The 19,897-nt window shown below is 66.2% G+C and carries 16 protein-coding genes; 8 read left to right on the top strand and 8 right to left on the bottom strand.

All coding sequences use genetic code 11. The annotated features are described in order from the left end of the window. Window positions 1–10: 10 nt before the first annotated feature. The gene (locus tag FHW83_RS17090) at window positions 11–1,153 is read left to right on the top strand and encodes an esterase-like activity of phytase family protein (RefSeq protein ID WP_176647544.1); all 1,143 of its coding nucleotides are present in this window, start codon (window positions 11–13) and stop codon (window positions 1,151–1,153) included. On the opposite strand, the gene FHW83_RS17085 is transcribed toward FHW83_RS17090, so the two are convergent. Beyond that, complete coding sequence (locus FHW83_RS17085) at window positions 1,058–2,386, bottom strand: ATP-dependent DNA helicase RecQ (RefSeq protein ID WP_176647543.1); 1,329 nt, start codon at window positions 2,384–2,386, stop codon at window positions 1,058–1,060. The genes FHW83_RS17090 and FHW83_RS17085 overlap by 96 nt on opposite strands. A 109-nt stretch (window positions 2,387–2,495) precedes the next feature. Between FHW83_RS17085 and FHW83_RS17080 the strand changes: the two genes are divergently transcribed. Further along, complete coding sequence (locus FHW83_RS17080) at window positions 2,496–2,831, top strand: PilZ domain-containing protein (RefSeq protein WP_176647542.1); 336 nt, start codon at window positions 2,496–2,498, stop codon at window positions 2,829–2,831. 15 nt (window positions 2,832–2,846) lie between these two features. On the opposite strand, the gene FHW83_RS17075 is transcribed toward FHW83_RS17080, so the two are convergent. The 5 genes from FHW83_RS17075 to FHW83_RS17055 form a co-directional block, all read right to left on the bottom strand. Then, window positions 2,847–4,259: a PA domain-containing protein gene (locus FHW83_RS17075; protein ID WP_176647541.1), complete on the bottom strand. Its 1,413-nt coding sequence runs from the start codon at window positions 4,257–4,259 to the stop codon at window positions 2,847–2,849. After that, window positions 4,256–5,302, bottom strand: coding sequence for a choice-of-anchor J domain-containing protein (locus tag FHW83_RS17070; protein ID WP_176647540.1), 1,047 nt, complete (start codon window positions 5,300–5,302; stop codon window positions 4,256–4,258). The genes FHW83_RS17075 and FHW83_RS17070 overlap by 4 nt, the downstream gene beginning before the upstream one ends. Window positions 5,303–5,391: 89 nt before the next feature. Continuing rightward, window positions 5,392–5,751 (bottom strand): hypothetical protein, encoded by a 360-nt coding sequence (locus tag FHW83_RS17065; RefSeq protein ID WP_176647539.1) that lies wholly within the window; start codon window positions 5,749–5,751, stop codon window positions 5,392–5,394. Beyond that, complete coding sequence (locus tag FHW83_RS17060) at window positions 5,741–6,343, bottom strand: DUF6036 family nucleotidyltransferase (RefSeq protein WP_176647538.1); 603 nt, start codon at window positions 6,341–6,343, stop codon at window positions 5,741–5,743. Before FHW83_RS17060 ends, FHW83_RS17065 begins: the two co-directional genes overlap by 11 nt. Before the next feature lie 69 nt (window positions 6,344–6,412). Next, on the bottom strand, window positions 6,413–6,802 hold the full coding sequence (locus FHW83_RS17055; protein ID WP_176647537.1) for an OsmC family protein: 390 nt from the start codon (window positions 6,800–6,802) through the stop codon (window positions 6,413–6,415). 116 nt (window positions 6,803–6,918) lie between these two features. Here FHW83_RS17055 and FHW83_RS17050 point away from each other — a divergent pair, with 116 nt between their 5' ends. Beyond that, window positions 6,919–9,177: an outer membrane beta-barrel family protein gene (locus tag FHW83_RS17050; protein WP_176647536.1), complete on the top strand. Its 2,259-nt coding sequence runs from the start codon at window positions 6,919–6,921 to the stop codon at window positions 9,175–9,177. A gap of 1 nt (window position 9,178) precedes the next feature. Here the strand turns inward: FHW83_RS17050 and FHW83_RS17045 are convergent, their stop codons facing one another. Continuing rightward, a complete protein-coding gene (locus tag FHW83_RS17045) occupies window positions 9,179–10,342 on the bottom strand; it encodes a branched-chain amino acid ABC transporter substrate-binding protein (protein ID WP_176647535.1) in 1,164 nt (387 codons plus the stop codon). A 115-nt stretch (window positions 10,343–10,457) separates the two neighbouring features. On the opposite strand from FHW83_RS17045, the gene FHW83_RS17040 reads away from it, so the two are divergent. The 5 genes from FHW83_RS17040 to FHW83_RS17020 all read left to right on the top strand — a co-directional run bounded on the left by FHW83_RS17040 (window position 10,458) and on the right by FHW83_RS17020 (window position 18,874). Continuing rightward, window positions 10,458–11,609: a pyridoxal phosphate-dependent aminotransferase gene (locus tag FHW83_RS17040; RefSeq protein ID WP_176647534.1), complete on the top strand. Its 1,152-nt coding sequence runs from the start codon at window positions 10,458–10,460 to the stop codon at window positions 11,607–11,609. An 8-nt stretch (window positions 11,610–11,617) separates the two neighbouring features. Further along, a complete protein-coding gene (locus tag FHW83_RS17035) occupies window positions 11,618–13,846 on the top strand; it encodes an ATP-binding protein (protein ID WP_176647533.1) in 2,229 nt (742 codons plus the stop codon). Further along, complete coding sequence (locus FHW83_RS17030) at window positions 13,843–15,117, top strand: M20/M25/M40 family metallo-hydrolase (protein WP_176647532.1); 1,275 nt, start codon at window positions 13,843–13,845, stop codon at window positions 15,115–15,117. Before FHW83_RS17035 ends, FHW83_RS17030 begins: the two co-directional genes overlap by 4 nt. A 62-nt stretch (window positions 15,118–15,179) precedes the next feature. After that, a complete protein-coding gene (locus FHW83_RS17025) occupies window positions 15,180–17,327 on the top strand; it encodes a TonB-dependent siderophore receptor (protein ID WP_176647531.1) in 2,148 nt (715 codons plus the stop codon). 20 nt (window positions 17,328–17,347) lie between these two features. Further along, the gene (locus tag FHW83_RS17020) at window positions 17,348–18,874 is read left to right on the top strand and encodes a cryptochrome/photolyase family protein (protein WP_176647530.1); all 1,527 of its coding nucleotides are present in this window, start codon (window positions 17,348–17,350) and stop codon (window positions 18,872–18,874) included. Here FHW83_RS17020 and FHW83_RS17015 read toward each other — a convergent pair. Beyond that, the gene (locus tag FHW83_RS17015) at window positions 18,871–19,866 is read right to left on the bottom strand and encodes a LacI family DNA-binding transcriptional regulator (RefSeq protein ID WP_176647529.1); all 996 of its coding nucleotides are present in this window, start codon (window positions 19,864–19,866) and stop codon (window positions 18,871–18,873) included. The genes FHW83_RS17020 and FHW83_RS17015 overlap by 4 nt on opposite strands. Window positions 19,867–19,897 lie beyond the last annotated feature (31 nt).

The following is a 19,897-nucleotide window of genomic DNA, read 5'->3' as shown; positions in this document are numbered from 1 at the left end:
ATGCGCGTCCATGAAAAAGACGCTCATCACCCTCGCCTGCACGCTGGCCCTCGGCGCCTGCGCGCCCTTCGCTCCGACCAAGCCGTCGATCCCGGATCTCACGGTCTCCGGCCTGCGCTTCATCGGTGAACAGCGCCTGCCATGGCGCCAGCAATTCCAGGGCACGATGGTCGGCGGGCTGTCCGGCATCGACTACGACGCCGCCCACGACGAATGGGTGATGATCAGCGACGACCGTTCGCAATTCAATCCGGCGCGCTACTACCGCGCCAAGCTGGCCTACGACGCGCAATCGTTCAAATCGGTGCAGTTGACGGGCGTGGGCATCTTCCTGCAGCCGGACGGCACCACCTACCCGTCGCGCGAGGAGTCCAAGCGCAGCAACGGCGTGGTGCCGGATCTGGAAACCGTGCGCGTCGATCCGCGCGACGGCAGCATCTGGTACGGCAGCGAGGGCGACGTCGCGCTGTCGCTCGATCCGTTTATCCGCCGCGCCGCGCCGGACGGCCGCTATCAGTACACGCTGCCGCTGCCGCCGCTGTTCACGGTATCGAAGGAGCACAAGTCCGGCCCGCGCAATAACCAGAGCTTCGAGGGTCTCAGCTTCACGCCGGACGGCCGCACGCTGTGGGTGGCGCTGGAAGGTCCGCTGTATCAGGACGGGCCGGAGCCGACGCCGTCGCAGGGCGCGGTCAACCGCATCACGCATTTCACGCGCGACGGCACGGTGCTGGGGCAGTACGCCTATCCGCTGGAGGCGATTCCCGCCACGCCCGGCAAAGGCAAGTACGCCGACAACGGCATCTCGGAAATCCTGTCGCTCAGCGAGCGCCGCATGCTGGTGATGGAGCGCTCCGGCGTGCAGGCCGATGACGGTTCGTACAAGGATTACGTGCGCATCTACGAGATCGACACCGACGGCGCCACCGACGTCCAGCACCTGCCGACGCTGAAGGACGCCAGCTACCAGCTGGTGAAGAAGCGGCTGGTGCTGGATGTGGGCGACCTGAAACTGCCGATCGTCGACAATCTGGAGGGCATGGCGTTCGGCCCGCGCCTAGCCAACGGCCACGCCAGCCTGGTGCTGATCTCCGACGACAACTTCAGCAAGACGCAAGTCACCCAGCTGCTGTTGTTCGACGTCCTCCCCTGAGATGACCGGCGGCGACAGGCAGTTGTCGCAGCGGCAGCAGCGTTCAAAACCGGGCACCGGGTCGCCGAAGTAATCGAGCAGCAGCTTCCAGCGGCAAAAACCGCTCTGGGCGTAGGCGATCATGCGTTCGAGTTTTTCGCGGTCGAGTTCATGCTTTTCATCCGGCGCCTTGCTCTTCATGAGGAAGAATTTCTGCAGCCGCGTGTCGTCGTGGTAGTACAGCAGCGTGCATTCGGCGTCCTCGCCGTCGCGGCCCGCGCGGCCCGATTCCTGGTAGTAGGCCTCGAGGTTGCCCGGCACCTGCAGGTGGATGACGAAGCGCGTGTCGCTCTTGTCGATACCCATGCCGAAGGCGTTGGTGGCCACCATCACCCGGCGCTCGCCGTTCATGAACAATTCCTGGTTGTCGCTGCGCTCGGCCGCCTTCAGCCGGCCGTGGTAGAGGGTCACGCTTTCGCCGGCGTCCGCCAGTAGCTGATACGCCTCCTTGGCCGCCTTGACGGTGGCGGCGTAGACGATGCCCACGCCCGGCGTCCCGCGCACCAGTTCCAGCAGGACCGCGTTCTTTTCGTCCGGATTGGTCACCTGCCGCACGCGGTACTGCAGATTCGGGCGGTAGATCCCGGTGTTCACCACCCGCATGGCGGGACGGCCCAACTGGGCGCGGATATCGTCGATCACGTCGTCGGTGGCGGTGGCGGTCAGCGCCAGCACCTGCGGCTGGCCCAATGCCGCCAGCGCGGCGCCGATCTCGAGGTAGGCCGGGCGGAAGTCGTGCCCCCATTGCGAGATGCAGTGGGCTTCGTCTATCACCAGCAGGGCGACGCCGGTTTTGCGCAGCAGCTGCTGGAATTCGGCCGTCGCCAGCCGCTCCGGGGTGCAAAAGACGATGTCCTTGCCGGCGTCCTGTATGGCCTGCAGGGCCTCCTGCTCGTCGCCGCGCGACAGGCTGCTGTTGACCTGGGCGGCGCTGGCGATGCCGGCCTCCTCCAGCTTTTCCGCTTGGTCCTTCATCAGCGAGATGAGCGGCGAGACCACCACCGTCAAGCCCTTGAGCAGGCGCGCCGGCAACTGGTAGCACAGCGACTTGCCGCTGCCGGTGGGCATCACGGCCAGCGTGTCGCGGCCCGCCAGGACGCTGTCGATCACGCGGCGCTGGCCGTCGCGCAGCGCGTCGATGCCGAACACCTTGCGCAGCACGCGGTCGATTTGTTTATAGAGTGGCGTAGTCATGCCGCCAACGTAGCAAACAACACAACGGCCGTATGTACGGCAGCGCACGGCCCTGGCGGCTTGGCCGGCGGATCTGTCATACTAGCGTTTTTAGAGGCCATCCCCGACAATGACGGACCCCAGACGAGAGCATGTACGGCGCCTGCTGCAGGTCGACGCCTACATCACCGACAGCCATGGACAACACCCGCTCACCGTGCAGATCATCGATATCGCGCGCATGGGCGTGGCCTTTGTCAGCGATCGTCCCATGCCCACCGGCGCCCAGTTCGTGCTGCATTTCAGCTTCCCCGGCAGCGCCATCCGCAACGAGATCACGCTGACCGTGGTGCACAGCGCCCCGATCGGCACGCACGGGCGCTACCGCAACGGCGCGCGCTTCCTGACCATCTCCGAGGACTGCGCCGAGCGCATCTTCGAGTACGTCACCACGGCGCCGGCCTGAGCCGGCGCATCCGGGCTACCAGCCGATATCCTTCAACAACGGGAAGGTCAGGTCGTACGGCGGCCTGACCTCGTGCCTCAGGTCGGCATTGATGGCCGGCTCCATCAGCTGGTTGGGCGTGGCGCTGGTGTCGTAATGCGAGACCGAGGAGCCGGGCTGGTTGGGCCGCGGCGCATACATCAGCACCCGTCCCAGCGCGTCGGTGCCGGCGCGCACCGCCAGGTTGACGCCCAGGTTGGCGAACAGCCCCGAATGCGTGCGCGTGCGCCGCGCCAGCGCCTGCTTGAGCAGCAGGCCGTCTTCCAGCGTGACGCGCACGGCCGGGATGTGGATGCCGGGGTCGGCCCCGCCCAGCCCCGGCGGCGGCGCGCCATCCACGTTGTCCACCACGATCACGCCGATGGCGCCGGCGTCCTGCAGGTTGCGCACCTTGATGACGAAGGTGCATTGCCCGCGGTCGACCAGCGCGATCCGGCCCCGGACCGCCAGCGCGTTGACGGCCGACAGCGGCGCGCAGGCCAGCCCCAGATCGGGCGGCGTGTCCACCACCGGCATCACCTCGCCGGTCAGGCCGGGCGTGCCGAGCGGCGGGCCAAACGCGGCGGTGCCGACCTGGATCACGCCCGCCACCGGCGGCGGCGCCAGGATGGTGAGGATGGGCGTGCCGGCCCGCAGCACGACCTGCGCGGCATTGGTGACTTGCACGCCGCTCCACACCAGCTTGCCCGACTTGACCGCCGAGGTGGCGCGTTCGCCATTGCTCATGTCCTTCCACACCTTGCCGGTGCTGGTGTCGAGCAGGAAGTAATCCCAGATGCTGGGGATGCCGGCCAGCAGCTCGCCGGTCTGGTCGTCGGTGTAGGTCTGGAAGCCGAGGCCGTGGGCAAACTCATGCAGCAGCACCGTGACCAGGTCGGTATTCGGGCCGTGGTTGTTGTCCAGTCCGAGGTAGAACGGCGAGCCGGTGAAGCAGCCCGGCTGGCCCAGGTTGACGTTGAAGCGGGCGCGGATGTCGGGCGTGGCGGGATCGGCGTCAAAGCCGATCAGCTTGTTGGTTTCCGCCTTGCTGAACCAGGCGTTGCGCTGCGGCGCCTGCGTGAAATCGGCAAACACTTCCAGCGCGCCGGCGCTGCCCAGCACGGCGGCGGTTTCGGTGCAGGGCAAGGCGTCCCAGGTGGCCAGCACGCGGATCGTCACGCCGCTGTCCAGCGTCGCGCCCCACTTGCTGGCGGCGGCCTGGAACGCGTTCAACCGCTGGGCGCCCAGCGTGGTGCCGCTGTTGCCGCCCACCGGCGCCACCGCCGTGGGATCGTTGAAGCCCATGCCGGGCGGGTCGCCGTTGACGATGGTGATGGTGGCGGCGGCCCAGCTGACGGACGACATCAGCATCACGGCCGCCATACCGATGGAGGTGAGCAGGGATTTCATTTCAGTTCTCCCGACAGGGGTTCGCAGCTCTCGGCGATGCTGCCGTCCGCCGCCTTGCGGGCGACGGCATAGCGGGCCTGGCGGTCGTCCAGCATGAGGCTGACGCCGCCGTGCGCGGCGCGCGGCGCGGGACGCGCTTGCCGGACCAGCGGCGCCGGCGCCCGCGCCGCCGCCGTCAGCAAGGCCGCCTGCTCGGGAATGGGGCCGGTCAGCTGGCCGGTGACTGGGTCCTTGTAGGCCATGAAGCCGCCCTGCCCGGGCATGGACGACGCGGCCGGCTGCGCCTCCACCCGCACGTGCGGGAAGCTCATCAAGCCATCCGGCCCGGTCTGCGCCGCCGCGCCGCCGGCCGCCAGCCCGCCCGCCAGCAGCCACAGCCCGCGCGACCGCCGCGGGCGGCGCGGCGCCATCAACGCCAGCGCGCCGAGGAACACCAGCGCCACGGTGCCGGGCTCGGGGATGGCGTTGACGTCGACACTGACGCTGTCGACGCCAACATAGTTACCGTTGAGGCTGGTGTCGTCGACGACGTAGCGGAAGGCGTAGCGGCCGCTGGCCGGCGCGCCCAGGCCGGTGAGCGTCAGGCTGCGGTCCCGCCAGCCGGTATCGGTCGCGGATTCGAACGCGGCCAGCAGCGAGAAGTCGGCGCCGACGTTGGTGCTGGCGCCGGCGCCGCTGAAATAGACTTCCACGCGGTCGAGCAAGCCCTGGCCCAGCAGGCGCAGGGAGAAGTTGAGCGATTCGCCGTTGACCAGCGGCAGCTCCGGCGTCAGCAGCCAGTTGCTGACCGCGCCACCGAAGGCGGCATTGTTGAAATTGGCCGCGACATATGAGTCCGCCGGCCCGGACGCGGCCGGGAAGAATGCCGGATTCCCCTGGAACCAGCCGGTGCTGCCGGGTGGCGAGCTGTTGTTGATGAACACCCAGCCATCGGCAGGCAGCGCGGCGACATCATTGAAGCCTTCCGACAGCAAAGGCGCGGCAACGGCGGAGCAGCTGGCGGCGACCGCAAGCAGTCCCGCCAGGTGTTTGATCAGGTCCATATCATCCCCCAGGGTAGCGATACACAGCTCAACTTGCTGTGATTAGACCCGCGAGGCGAAAACGAAGTTCCCTGAAGAAGATAAAAAAACTACCGCCCCCAACCGGCCGCGTAGTGGCGCGTCTGGAATTGAAGAATGTCGGCAAAAAAGGGCATGATGTCGCAGCTGGCGTGCCACTCCCGCGCGAGCGGATCGTTGAGGTCCGGGTCATCGCAAGCCGATGCTGGCTTATACGGCAGCAAGGGAGCCCGCAGCGCGTGCTTTTGTTCTTTCGAAAGCACACTAAAATGGCCCAACGAGTCTGCAAAGTAGCCTACGTCATTACGAAACGGCCCTTCCAGTGCTCCCATATCGGGCCGCAAATCGTAGTACCAGATAGCTTTCGCAAGATAAATAATATACTCCCGGTCGACGCCGTGCAGTCCGTTTTGCGCGATCTCATTCAACATCTTCTGTGCCGGTGACATCACCATTCCTCCTTTGCCACTGGAGTTTGACATAAGCGATCGTGCCGGTTAAATCCCTGCCGACATAATATTGCGAAGCCTCGGTCGCCAACCGCTCAAACTCATTCCAAGAGGCAGCAGGATCCTGTAACAAGACCAAAATATCCGCGACATCTACCGTCGATAAACGGCCAAGCTTGGAAATCGCAACATCCATAGGATTTGGCAGCCATATCGTCAGTGGCGATGGCAGTGCTCGCTTTAATTGTGTAGCACGGTCCTGATAATCCATATGCAATGGACAAAGCGTGGTATTGAACCGATGATCGAAAGCCAACTTGGATAAGCCCATCACAGGATGGTCATAGGCGACCGGAGGCAATTCGCTCAGCACCAGCAACACGTCATCACGATGAATGAGATTGTAGTCAAATTCCGCGTCAAGATCTTCGCTCACACGATTGCGTTGATACATGTGCACGGCACAACCACCGAACAGGTAAGCGCGTACGGCACCGGCCGGCAAACCGCTTGCCGCGAGGCGTGCCTCAAGATCGTCAAACAACCTGAAGATAGCTTCGGTAAAGGATTGCATGAGACCTCCCGCCGCGTTGCGCGCGAGAGGTCATCCTGTGCCGTTTATCGGCTTATATATTGATCCAGGTCAGGCCAGCGCCGTATCGATCCGCAGGCCGGCCTTGAGGGTGAGCGTGACGGGGGTCTTTTCGGCGATTTCCGCCATGCGCGCCTTTTGCCCGTCGTCGACCGCGCCGCTGATCGTCAGCGTGCGGCGGACCAGCATGGCGCCGTCGTCGCCATGGGTCAGGTGCAGGTCGACGTCGATGGCCTCCACCGGCCACCGCTTGCGGTCGGCGTACATGCGCAGGGTGATGGCGGTGCAGGCGCCCAGTCCCGCCAGCAGGTAGTCGTACGGCGCCGGCCCGGCGTTGCCGCCGCCGTTGCGCTCGGGTTCGTCGCCGACGAGGGCGTGGCCGCCGACCTCGATGCGGGTGGTGTAATGGTCGTTGCCAATGTGCGCGGTGCCGCGTGCCATGCCATGTTCCTCTCTCTGTAAAGCTAAGGTAAAGAAGCGTAAATGCGCTTATTTGCCCGAAAACGCACTGATATAATGGCAACTCTACCGTACCATGACGGTGTGCCGTCGAAACCATGCAAAAGATACTGCTTACCTGCTGCCTGACCGGCAGCGCCATTCTGCCAGCTTACGCCCAAACCACCACTCCCGAAAAGCCAGCCGCAAAGCCAGCCACGACCACCAAGGCCAAGGAGGCCGCCCCGGTCGTTCCAGAGGTAACTGTTTCCGCGGAGCGTCCCACCAACCGCATCGACCGCCAGGTCTACGATGTGAAGTCCGACATATCGAGCACCAACGGCACCGCCGCCGACGCGCTCAACAATGTCCCGTCCGTGAACGTGGACCCGGACGGCACCGTCACCCTGCGCGGCAGCACCAATGTGCAGATCATGGTGGATGGCAAGCCGTCGGCCATGCTGCAGGGCGAGAATCGCGGGCCGGCGCTGCAAGCCATGGCGGCCGACGATATCGAGTCGGTGGAGGTGATCAACAATCCCGGCGCCCAGTTCGGCAACGAGGCCGGCGGCGGCCCCATCCTGAACCTGGTGATGCGCCGCAACCGCAAGCCGGGCGGCTTCGCCACCGTCAACGGCAACGCCGGCACCGCCGGCCGCTACAACAGCGCCGTCAACGGCACGTATAACGAGGGCCCGTGGGGCTTCCAGGGCAGCGCCAACGTGCGCCACGACGGCCGCAACTCGGTGGCCGACGTCACGCGCGACCGGCTCGACCCCGGCACCGGCCAGTTCGTGCACAGCAGCCAGCAATCGTCCGGCCGCGGCCTGAACGACATGGCGGCCGTCAACGGCCAGGTCAGCTACAACCTCAACCAGACCGACACCCTGACCGCCAGCGCCAATTACAACAGCCGCACCAACGACCAGCGCGCCAACGACCATTACGTCTATGGCGCCACCAGCCTCAGCCCCGCCAGCGACTACGTGCGCAGCACCGTGCGCACCGGCGACAGCAAGAACTTCGCCTGGGGCGGCCGCTACGACCACAAGGGCGAGCTGCCGGGCGAAACGCTGAAGATCGACCTGCGCGTCTCGGCCTCCGAGAACGAGAACACCAGCGCCTACAACAACGATTACACCGTCCCGGTCACGCCCGACACGCGCGCCACCCAGTTCAGCCAGAACAGCACCCGCATCGTCGACTTCACCGGCGACTACGAGCGCCCGCTGTGGGGCGGCACCGCCAAGGCCGGCTACAAGATCGCCACCAACAAGACCAGCTTCGACACGCTGTACACCGATATCGATCCGGCCACCGGCGCGGCCAAGGTCAATCCCGGCCGCACCAACGCCTATGAGCTGGACGAAACCGTGTACGCGCTGTACAGCACCTACCAGATGCGTCTGAACGAGCGCTGGGGCGCGCTGGCCGGCCTGCGCGCGGAATACACCGACATGGACATCGACCAGATCACCGGCGGCGTCAAGGCCAACAATAATTATATAAACTATATACCGAGTTTCTTCGCCACCTACAAGGCCACCGACACCGCCAACATCCGCTTCGCCTACGCGCGCCGCATCCGCCGCCCGAACGCCAACGACCTCAATCCGTACGTGACCTACCGCGACGAATTCAACGTCTCCTCGGGCAACCCGAACCTGAAGCCGACCAAGACCGACTCGTTTGAAATCGGCTACGAGACCAAGTTCGGCGGCCTGGAAACCAATCTGCGCGGCTACTACCGCCGCGACACCGACGCCATCGTCGACTACCGCTACTTCATCGCGCCCAACGTGCTGCTGACCACCAAGGCCAACGGCGAAGGCAGTCATTCGAGCGGCCTGGAATTCACCGTGAGCGGCAAGCTGACGCCATCGCTGACGCTCAACACCAGCGGCAACCTGGCGCGCGCCCAGCAAAGCTTCTACGACGACACCGGCGTGCTGGTGACACGCACCGCCAACTCGCTCAGCGGGCGCGCGCGGCTGAACTACCAGTACGACGCCGCCAACCAGATCCAGATGGCGCTGCAAATGATGGGCAAGACCCTGTCCGGCCAGGGCTACCGCTCGCCCAACCACACGTTCAACATGAGCTGGCGCCACACGCTGACGCCGCAACTGACGCTGGTGGCCAACGTGACCGATCTGTTCAACACCAACAAGATGGAGACCGTGATCAACAGCGCCACGCTGCGCGAGACCAGCACCCGCCGCTTCGACGGCCGCGTGTTCTACGTCGGCCTGTCGTACCGCTTCGGCGGCGCCAGCTCGTCGGGCGACAAGGAAGAAGGCGGCGGCTGGGGTCCGCGCCCAGGCGGTCCCGGTGGCCCGGGCGGTCCGGGCGCCGGCGGCCCGCCGCCCGGGGTCTGATTCACTTCATCACGGTCAGCTTCTGGCGCTTGCCGCCCTTGAAGGTGAAGATGGTCAGCACGCCGTCCTTGACGTCGCCGCGCTCGTCGAACGAGATATTCCCGGTCACGCCCTTGTACTGGATCCTGGCCAGCACCGGCAGGTACTTGGCCGGGTCCGGCGAGCCGGCCTTCTGCATGGCCGCCACCATGGTCATCAGCGCGTCGTAGGTGTACGGCGCGTAGGTCTGCACCTCGATGCCGTACTTCTTCTTGTACGCGGCGCGGAAATCGGCCATGCCTTTTTCCTGCGACGGCTCGACACCGCCCGCTTCCGCGCAGATCACCTGGCCATCGCTCATGCCGTCGCCGGCCAGGCGCGGCACCGAGTCCGAGCACATGCCATCGCCACCCATGAACTTGACCGGGAAGCCCAGTTGCTTCATCTGGCGCAGCATCGGCGCGGCCACCGCGTCCATGCCGCCGAAGAACACCATGTCCGGCTTGGTGGCCTTGATGGCGGTCAGGATGGCCGTCATGTCGGTGGCCTTGTCGTTGGTGTACTGGGTGGAGACGATGCTGGCGCCGCTGGCGGCGCCGGTGCGCTTGACGGTCTTGCTGAATTCATCGGCCAACCCCTTGCCGTAGGCGGTGCGGTCGTCCACCACGGCGATGCGCTTGGCCTGCATGTTTTGCATGGCGTAGCGCGCCAGCGCGGGGCCAAGCTGCTCGTCGTTGGCGATGTTGCGGAAGGTGGTGTTGTAGCGCTGGCGCGTGTACTGCGGCGAGCTGGCCGACGGCGTGATCTGCGGAATGCCGGCATCGTAGTACATGCGCGAGGCCGGAATGGTGGTGCCCGATGTCTCGTGGCCGATCACGCCCTGCACCTTGGCGTCCACCAGCTTTTGCGCCACCGTGGTGGCCTGCTTCGGATCGCCGGCGTCGTCCTCGGCCAGCAGCACCACCTTGTATTTCTTGCCGCCGATGAGCACACCCTTGGCGTTCAACTCCTCCACCGCCATGCGGGCGCCGTTCTCATTGTCCTTGCCCAGGTGGGCGATCGGGCCGGAGGTGGCGGCCACGTGGCCGATCTTGATGATGTCCTCCGCTTGCGCGGTGGCGGCGCCCGCGGCGCCGATAAAGGCCAGCGCCAGCGCGCGGCGGACTGTTGTTGTTTTGAACTGCATAAAATCCTCGTTAGTCAAGACCAATAGGATACCAGAGGCCACGCACGATTGCCCCGCAGCACCTTGCCGGGGCCGCCAATTGAAGTAGAATAAATCTTTCCCGAAAAGAATCACCATGGACATCTCGCGTCGCATTTCCCGCTCCCAGCCGCTCGCCACCACCGCGATGCACGGCCGGGTGGATGCCATGAAGGCGCGCGGCGAGGCGGTGATCGATTTCTCCATCGCGATCTCGCACTTCCCTGCGCCGCCGGCCGCACTGGACGCCGTGCGGCAAGGCCTGGAGCAGACCACCCTGCCCTACACCGCCGTCGGCGGCGACGCCCGCATCCGCGCGCGGCTGGCCAATTACGTGGCCGCCCGAAACCGTATTCCGGCCACGCCGGACGAGATCCTGGTCACCAACGGGGCCAAGCAGGCCTTGTACCAGGCGCTGTACGCGATGGCAGATCCGGGCGACGCCGTCATCATTTTCAAGCCGCACTGGCCGGCCTACGTGGCCACCTGCAAACTGCTGGAACTGCGGCCGGTGCTGGTGGACCTGCCGGAGGAAATCACCGACCAGTTGCTCGACAGCCTGCCGCCGGCGCGCATCCTGATCCTCAACAACCCGCACAACCCAACCGGTATGGTACTGGGCGAGGCCGAGGTGGAGCGCGTCGCCGCCTGGCTGCGGCGCACCGGCACCCGCGCGATTGTCGACGAGAGCTACGACCAACTGATTTTCGAGGGCGGCCACACCAGCCTGGCCGCGCGCGCGGACTGGCGCGAGCTGGGCGTGGTCACCCTGTACTCGGTCTCGCAAAGCCACGCCATGATGGGCTGGCGCGCCGGTTTCGCGGTGGCGCCGGCGCCGCTGGTGACGGCGATGGAAACGCTGCAAGGCCCGATCACCGCCGCCGCGCCGATGCTGACGCAACTGGCGCTGGCAGCCGCGCTGGAAAGCGGCGAGCCGGCCGCCATGCTGGAGGAATACCGCGCGCGGCGCGACCTGGTGCTGGAGCTGGTGGCCGGCGTGCCGTGGCTGGCCATGCGCCGCCCCGCCTCCGGCCCCTACCTGTGGGGCGACATCTCGCGCCTGACCATGGACGGCATCGGCTTCAGCGAGCAGCTGCTGCACCGGCGCGGCGTGGCACTGATGCCGGGCGAGGCGCTCGGCGTGCCCGGCCACATCCGCATCGGCTACATCTGCGACGACGTCGCCACCTTGCGCCGCGGCGTGCGGGCGCTGGTCGATTTCGGCAATCAGCTCTACCACGCGGCCTGACCACGCGCATGGCCTTCCTGCTTTTCCAATTGAATACCCTGCGCAGCCGCCTGCTGCTGTTGGTGATGCTGGCGATCGCGCCGATCGCGGTCATGACCTTCATCAACGGCGCGCGCGAACGAGCGCACGCGGTGGAAGTGGCGCAGGATAACCTGCAGCGCCTGACCAACCTGGCCGCCGCCAACGAGGCGCAATCGCTGGCCGGCGCGCGCCAGATCCTGCGCGACCTGGCCAGCATCCCGGACCTGATGGGCGACCAGGCCCACTGCAGCCGCCTGCTGGCCAACATCCAGCGCCTGAACCCGGACTACGTCAACTTTGGGCTGATCCAGCTGAATGGCGACGTCACCTGCAGCGCCGTGCCGTCCAAGACCCCGGTCAACCTGGCCGACCGCTCGCACTTCCGGCGCGCCGTGCACCTGCGCCGCTTCGTCGCCGGCGGCTACATCTTCGGCCGCGTGATCCAGAAGCACACCGTCAACCTCACCTACCCGGTGCTGGACGACGAGCAGCGCGTCAAGGCCGTGGTGTTCGCGGCGCTGGACCTGACGCGGCTCGATCGCTTCGTCGCCGACATCCAGCTCTCGCCCGGCTCGCTGCTGCTGACGGCCGACTCGGAAGGCAAGATCATCTCGCGCAAGCCCAACCCGGAGCAGTGGTTCGGCAAGCAGGTCTCGCCGGAGATGCGCAACGCCATGGCGGCCGAACCGGGCAAGCCGGTGGTGTTGGTCGGGCCGGACGGCATCGAGCGCCTGCACCGCTTTGCCCGCGTTGGGAGCAACGGCCTGTCCGACTACACCGTCACCATCGGCATACCGCTCAAGGAAATCACCGCCAACGCGAACCACGACCAGATGCTGGACCTGATGGCGCTGGCCGCGACCATCGGCCTGGCCCTGCTGGCCGCATGGTTCGTCGGCGACGTGCTGGTGCTGCGCCGCGTGAAGCGCCTGGCCAACACCGCCAACAGCATCGCCTCCGGCACGCTGGAGGCGCGCAGCGGCATCGTCTACGGCAAGGAAGAAATCAGCGAACTGGCGCGCGCGCTGGACGCCATGGCCGAGGCCTTGCAGGAAAAGGAGCTACAGCACCTGAAGGCGGAAAGCCAGCTGCGCGAGGCCGACCGCCGCAAGGACGAATTCCTGGCCATGCTGGCGCACGAGCTGCGCAACCCGCTGGCGCCGATCAGCGCCGGCGCCCAGCTGCTGCAAAGCGGTCATGCCAGCGAGGCCGCCGTGCAGCGCACCGCCGGCATCATCGTGCGGCAGGTGCATCACATGACGCGGCTGGTGGACGATCTGCTGGACGTGTCGCGCGTCACGCGCGGGCTGGTGACGCTGACGCGCGCGCCGCTGGACGTGGCGCGCATCGTGGCGGACGCGGTCGAGCAGGCCGAGCCCCTGCTCAAGTCGCGCCAGCACAGCTTCGAGGTGGTACTGCCGCCGTTCCCGCTGGTGGTGACCGGCGACCATAAACGGCTGGTGCAAGTGCTGGTGAATGTGCTGAACAACGCCGCCAAATACACGCCAGCCGGCGGCGCGATCAAACTGACCGCGCGCGCCGACGGCACCAACGTCAAGCTGATCGTCAGCGACAACGGCATCGGCATGTCGCCGGAGCTGCGCAGTCACGTGTTCGAACTGTTCGCCCAGGCTGCCCGCAATTCGGACCGCTCGCAAGGCGGGCTGGGACTGGGCCTGGCGCTGGTGAAATCGCTGGTGGAGCTGCATGGCGGCAGCGTCAGTGTCGAGAGCGAGGGCGAGCAAAAAGGCAGCACCTTCACCATCACCCTGCCCGGCACGCCGCAGCATCAACCTGCGGCGACCGCGCGCCCGGGCCTGGAGACCAGGCCGGCGCGCAAGATGCGGGTGCTGGTGGTGGACGACAACATCGATGCCGCGCAAACGCTGCAACTGCTGCTGGAAGCCGCCGGCCATCACGTCAGCGTGGCGCACAGCGCGTTGAAGGCGCTGGAATTGGCGCAAGCGGTGGCGCCGGAACTCTGCCTGCTCGATATCGGACTGCCCGACATCAATGGCTACGACCTGGCGCGCGGCCTGCGCGGCCTGCCGCAAACCGGGCGCGCGACGCTGGTGGCGGTCACCGGCTACGGCCGGCGCGAGGACCGCGAGCAGGCCCGCGCGGCCGGCTTCGATCACTATTTTGTCAAACCGCTGGACGTGGAAGCGCTGATGGCGCTGATCGCCGGACTCCCCTCAAGCACTGGAGCATCATGAAGCATTTGTTAAGCGGCCTCGCCATCGTTGCGGCTTTCCACGCGCACGCACAGGAACAGGAAATGGCGCGCATCGCCGCGCAACCGGCGGTGAAACAGGCGCTGGCCTATATCGAAAAGAACGAGCCCACCACCACGGCCAACACGCTGGCCATCAACGCCATACCCGCGCCCACCTTTGCCGAAGGCGCGCGCGCCCGCGACTACGCCGAACGCCTGAAGGCGGCCGGCCTGCGGGATGTGCACATCGACGGCGCAGGCAACGTCCTCGGCACCTATCACGGCAGCGGCAAAGGGCCGACCGTGGTGCTGGCCGCGCACCTCGATACCGTTTACCCGGCCGGCACCGACCTCACGGTGCGCGAGAAGGATGGCCGCTATTACTCGCCCGGCATCGCCGACAACGGCCGTTCGCTGGCGGCGATGCTGGCCATCGCCACCGCGCTGGGCGACGCGCGCGTGCAGACCGAGGGCGATGTGCTCTTCGTCGCCAACGTCGGCGAGGAAGGCCTGGGCGACCTGAAAGGCGTGAAGTACCTGTTCAGCCAGCGCAAGGACATCAAGGCCTTCATCGGACTGGAGCCGGCGCTGGGCGCCGAGGGCGACCCGGTGACCTACATCGGCACCGGCAGCCGCCGCTTCAAGGTGACCATGCGCGGACCCGGCGGCCATAGCTACGAGGGCTTCGGCCTGCCGTCGGCGACTCACGCGGCCGGCCGCGCGATCGCGCGCATCGACGACATCCGCGTGCCGGCGCAGCCGAAGGTGACGTTCAACGTCGGCGTGGTGCAAGGCGGGCAGTCGGTGAACAGCATCGCGGCGAAAGCCTCGCTGCTGATCGATATCCGCTCGGCCGACGCGCCGCTGCTGGCCAAGGTCGAGCAGCAGATCAAGGACGCCATCCGGCAAGCCGTGGACGACACCAACCAGCGCTGGAACAGCAAGGCCATCACCGCCGAGGTGGCGCTGATCGGCGACCGCCCGGCGGGCCAGATGGACAAGGACTCGCTGATCGTCAAGGCCGCGCTGGCGGCGGCCACGGTGCAAGGTCGGCCGGCGCTACTGGACGGCGCGCACTCCACCGATGCCAATCTGCCGATGAGCCTTGGCATCCCGGCCATCACAATGTCCGGCGGCGGCAGTTCGGGCGGCTATCACTCCGAGAAGCTGGAATGGTGGTCCGCGCAGCGCGCGCACACCGCGCCGCAGAACGTCATGCTGACCATCCTCGGGCTGGTGGGCGTGCGTGGCGTGACCGCTCCCTTACTTTAGGCAGACCACAAGCGGTGCAATATGGATGATAATAGCAATCATTCTCATCCTTGTATTGCACCATGCGCCGTCTTCCCGTTCTCGTACTCTCCTCACTCTCTTCCCTGCCCGCCCTGGCGCAAACCACTGACGACACGGTGCAAACCGTGGTGGTCAGCGCCAGCGCCGACGCCTCGGCGGCCGGGCTGTCGAAAACCTACGCCGGCGGCCAGGTCGCCAAGGGCGGCCGCGTGGGCCTGCTGGGCACCATGGAGGTGATGGACACGCCATTCAACAGCACCAACTTCACCCAGCAATTCATCCAGGACCAGCAGGCCCACAGCGTGGCCGACGTGCTGCAAAGCGATCCCGGTGTGCGTGTGGCGCGCGGCTTCGGTAATTATCAGGAGCTGTACGTGATACGCGGCTTCCCGCTCAATTCCGACGACCTGGCCTACAACGGCTTAAATGGCGTGCTGCCGCGCCAGTACATCGCGGCCGAACTGCTGGAACGGGTGGAGGTGTTCCGCGGCGCGAACACCTTCCTGAACGGCGCCTCGCCATCGGGGGGCGGCATCGGCGGCGCCATCAACCTGCTGCCGAAACGCGCGCCGAACCAGGACCTGACCGAGGTGTCGGCCGGCCTGCAGACCGGCAAACAGACTTATCTCGCCACCGACATCGCGCGCCGCTTCGGCGATGAGAACCGCGTCGGCGTCCGCATCAACGCCGCGCAACGCAAGGGCGGCACCGGCATCGACAAAGAACGGCGCGAACTGCAACTGGCCGCCATCGGCGCGGACTATCGCGGCCGGGGCTTCCGCCTCTCGGCCGACCTGGGCTGGCAGGACAGCGAACTGCATGGCGCCCGTCCGGCGGTCAACGTGGCGGCCGGCCTGACAGTGCCGGCGGCGCCGGACGCCTCGGCCAACTACGGCCAGCCGTGGGATTTCTCCAGCGAGCGCGATGTCTTCGGCACGCTGCGCGGCGAATGGGACATCGGCAAGGACGTGGTGGCATGGGCCTCCTTCGGCGCACGCCGCGGCCATGAACTGAACCGCCTGGCCAGCACGCTGAACCTGTCCGCCGCGAGCGGCGCGGGACAGATCCGCCGCTTCGACAATGCGCGCGAGGACCACATCAAGACCGGCGAACTGGGACTGCGCGCCACCCTGCGCAGCGGCCCGGTGAGCCACAAGCTGGCGCTGACCACCACCGGCTTCGATCTCGATTCGCGCAACGCCTACGCCACCTCGGCATACCAGAACACCACACTGTATCAACCGCCGGTTCTGGCCTTGCCGGCACTGACCACCTTCGGCAACACCCTGGCCGATCCACGCACCACCAACAACGTCACGCTGGTGAGCCAGGCTGCGGTCGACAGCATGGGCTTCCTCAACGACACCGTGTTGCTGACGGTGGGCCTGCGTCATCAGAACATCAAGCAGGTCGGCTACGCCTACAACACGAACAAGCAAAGCGCCTATTACAGCGAAAGCGCCAACACGCCGATCGCCGCCATCGTCTACAAGCTGACGCCACAGGTGTCCTTGTATGCCAACCGCGTCGAGAACCTGCAGCAAGGCGCGATTGCCGGATCGACCGCGATCAACGTCGGCCAGATCTTTGCGCCCTACAAATCGGTGCAAAAGGAGATCGGCGTGAAATATGATGGCGGCCGTTATGGGGCCAGCACCGCGCTGTTCACCACCAGCCAGCCGCTGGGCGTGCTCAATCCGGCCACCAAGGTGTTCGGTATCGATGGCGAACAGCGCAACCGCGGGCTGGAAGTGACGGCTTATGGCGAACCGCTGCGCGGCCTGCGCGTGCTGGGCGGCTTCACCCTGCTGGACGCCACCCAGCGTCGCACCGCCGGCGGCCTGACCGACGGCAAGGACGTCATCGGCGTACCGGACACGCAAGCCAACATCGGTGTGGACTGGGACGTGCCGGGTGTGCGCGGTTTGAGCCTGTCGGCGCGCGCGCTGCATACGGCCTCGCAAGCGGTCAACGCCGCCAACACGCAAAACCTGCCGGCCTGGAATCGCCTCGACGCCAGCGTGCGCTACGATCTGAAAGTGGATGGCCACAGCGTGATCCTGCGCGCGCGCGTCGACAACCTGACCGACAGGAACTACTGGGCTTCGGCTGGCGGCGCGCAAGGCGCCGGCTACCTGGTCGCGGGCGCACCGCGCACCTTCGGGCTGACCGCCACCACGGAGTTCTGATCCATAGTAAACTCGCCCCGATGAAGCTCAGACTAATTCTCGGGGACCAGTTAAATCCGCAACACAGCTGGTTCTCCCGCCGCGACGATGACGTGATCTACGTCATGATGGAAGTGCGGCAGGAGACCGACTATGTGCTGCACCACGCGCAGAAGATCATCGCCATCTTCGCAGCCATGCGCGACTTCGCGCGTCAATTGCACGACGCCGGCCACCGCGTGCACTATCTCGCCATCGACGATCCCGACAACCGCCAGACGGTGCCTGGCAATCTCGATTATCTGCTGGCGCACCACGGCGCCACCGAATTCGCATGGCAGGCGCCCGACGAGTGGCGGCTGGACCGGCAACTGGCCGCCTATGCCGCCGCCCTCCCCATCCCGTCCGGCATGGACGACACCGAGCATTTCTACATCGCGCGCGACGAAGCCGCCCATCTCTTCGCGGGCCGCGATCACTGGCTCATGGAGCAGTTCTACCGCCGCATGCGCACGCGCCACCGTGTGCTGATGTCCGACACCGGCAAGCCCGCCGGCGGGCAATGGAACTTCGATCACGACAACCGCGAGGCGTGGAACGGCATCCCGTGGGAGCCGGCGGACCTGCGCGGCCGGCACGATCACAGCGCGCTGTGGCAAACCATCCAGGCATCCGGGGCGAGCAGTTTTGGCGAACCGAACGCCGCGCAATTCGCGTGGCCGCTGAATCAGGAGGAGGCCTTGCTGCAAATGGAGCGCTTCGTCGAGCAGGCGCTGCCTCACTTTGGGCGCTTTCAGGATGCGATGAGCGTCAAGGCCTGGAGGCTGTTTCACTCGCTGCTGTCGTTCGCGATGAACGTCAAGATGCTGTCGCCGCGCACCGTGGTGGAACGGGTGGAGAAGGCCTACCACGACGGCGCGGTGCCGCTGGCGTCGGCCGAGGGCTACATCCGCCAGATACTCGGCTGGCGCGAATATGTGCGCGGGGTCTACTGGCATCGCATGCCGGGCTACGACCAACTCAACGCCTTCGATCACCATGCGCCACTGCCACCGTGGTTCTGGGATGGACAGACGCGCATGCGCTGCGTGGCCGCCGCGATCGGCCAGTCGCTGCAGCATGCGCACACACACCATATCAACCGCCTGATGGTGATCGGGAATTTCGCGCTGCTGGCCGGGCTGTCGCCGGAAGAACTGCACCACTGGTATCTCGGGATTTACATCGACGCCTTCGAGTGGGTCGAGCTGCCCAACACGCTGGGCATGAGCCAGTTCGCGGACGGCGGGCTGCTGGCCACCAAGCCTTACGTCTCCAGCGCCGCCTACATCGACCGCATGAGCGACTACTGCAAGGGATGCCACTACGATAAAAAAGCCCGAGTGGGCGAACGCGCCTGCCCGTACAACGCCTTGTATTGGGACTTCTTCGACCGCCATCGCGGCCAGCTGGCCGGCAACCATCGCCTCGGCATGGTGTACCAGCAGCTGCGCCGCATGGACGATGGCGCGTTGACGGCGCTGCGCGAACGCGCCGCCGACCTGCGCGGCCGGCTGGCGGAACTTTAAGTGCTGCCGCGCTGGATCAGTTCAAAACCGGTGTTGACGATGCGCTCGGCCGACTCGTCGCCGCCCAGACGATCCAGCAAGGCCTGCGCCGCCATGCCGCCGATCTTGGCGCCATCCACCTTGACGGTGGACAGCGGCGGATTGGTGTAAGCGGAAAAATTCAGATCGCCGAAACCCATGATCGCCAGATCCTCAGGCACACGCAGGCCACGGCTTTGCGCCTCGATCAGCACGCCGTGCGCCAGCGTGTCCGAACTGCAGAAGATGGCGTCCAGCTCCGGATGCTGATCCAGCAGCGTCACCGCGCCAAGCCGCCCTTGCGGCAGGCCGCCCGGCGCCTGCACCGTATGCGAAGCCACCACGTTGATGCCCTGGCGGGCCAGCGTCACCTGGAAGCCCTGGTTACGCTGGCCGGCGCGCGGGTCGTTCGCGGTCAACATGCCGAAATGGCGATAGCCCTGCTCCAGCAGATGCGCGGCGCAGGAATGCCCTACTTCCTCGTGCGAGAAGCCGATCACCATGTCGATCGGGTGCGGCGTCATGTCCCAGGTTTCCACCACCGGCGTGCCGATTTGCAGCAGGCGCTGGCGCGTGCTGTCGGTGTGCAGCGAGCCGGTGAGAATGACGCCGTCCGGACGGCGGCTCAGCACAGTTTCGACCAGCATCTCTTCGCGCCAGGTCTCATAACCCACGATACCCAGCAGCAGCTGGTAGCCGGCCGCCGTGAGGCGGTCGGTCGCGCCCTGCACCATGTCGGCAAAGGTCTGGGTCGAGATGGTCGGCAGCACCAGCGCCACCAGCTTGCTGCGGCTGGAGGCCAGGCCGCCTGCCAGCATATTCTTGACGTAGCCTGTGCGCTTGACCGCCTCCTGTACCTTGGCCAGTGTCGCCGGTTTCACCAGGTGCGGCTCGTTGAGGGCGCGCGACACGGTAATCGGGGAAACGCCGGCCGACTTGGCGACATCGATCAGTGTGACAGGGCTTGCGGGCATCTTTTCTCTCGGGATGTTGATATCGAAATCA

It is taken from the genome of Duganella sp. SG902, assembly GCF_013376005.1.
In the GTDB taxonomy this organism is placed as follows: Bacteria; Pseudomonadota; Gammaproteobacteria; order Burkholderiales; family Burkholderiaceae_D; genus Rugamonas.
This window is presented reverse-complemented; position numbering and strand designations above follow the sequence as displayed.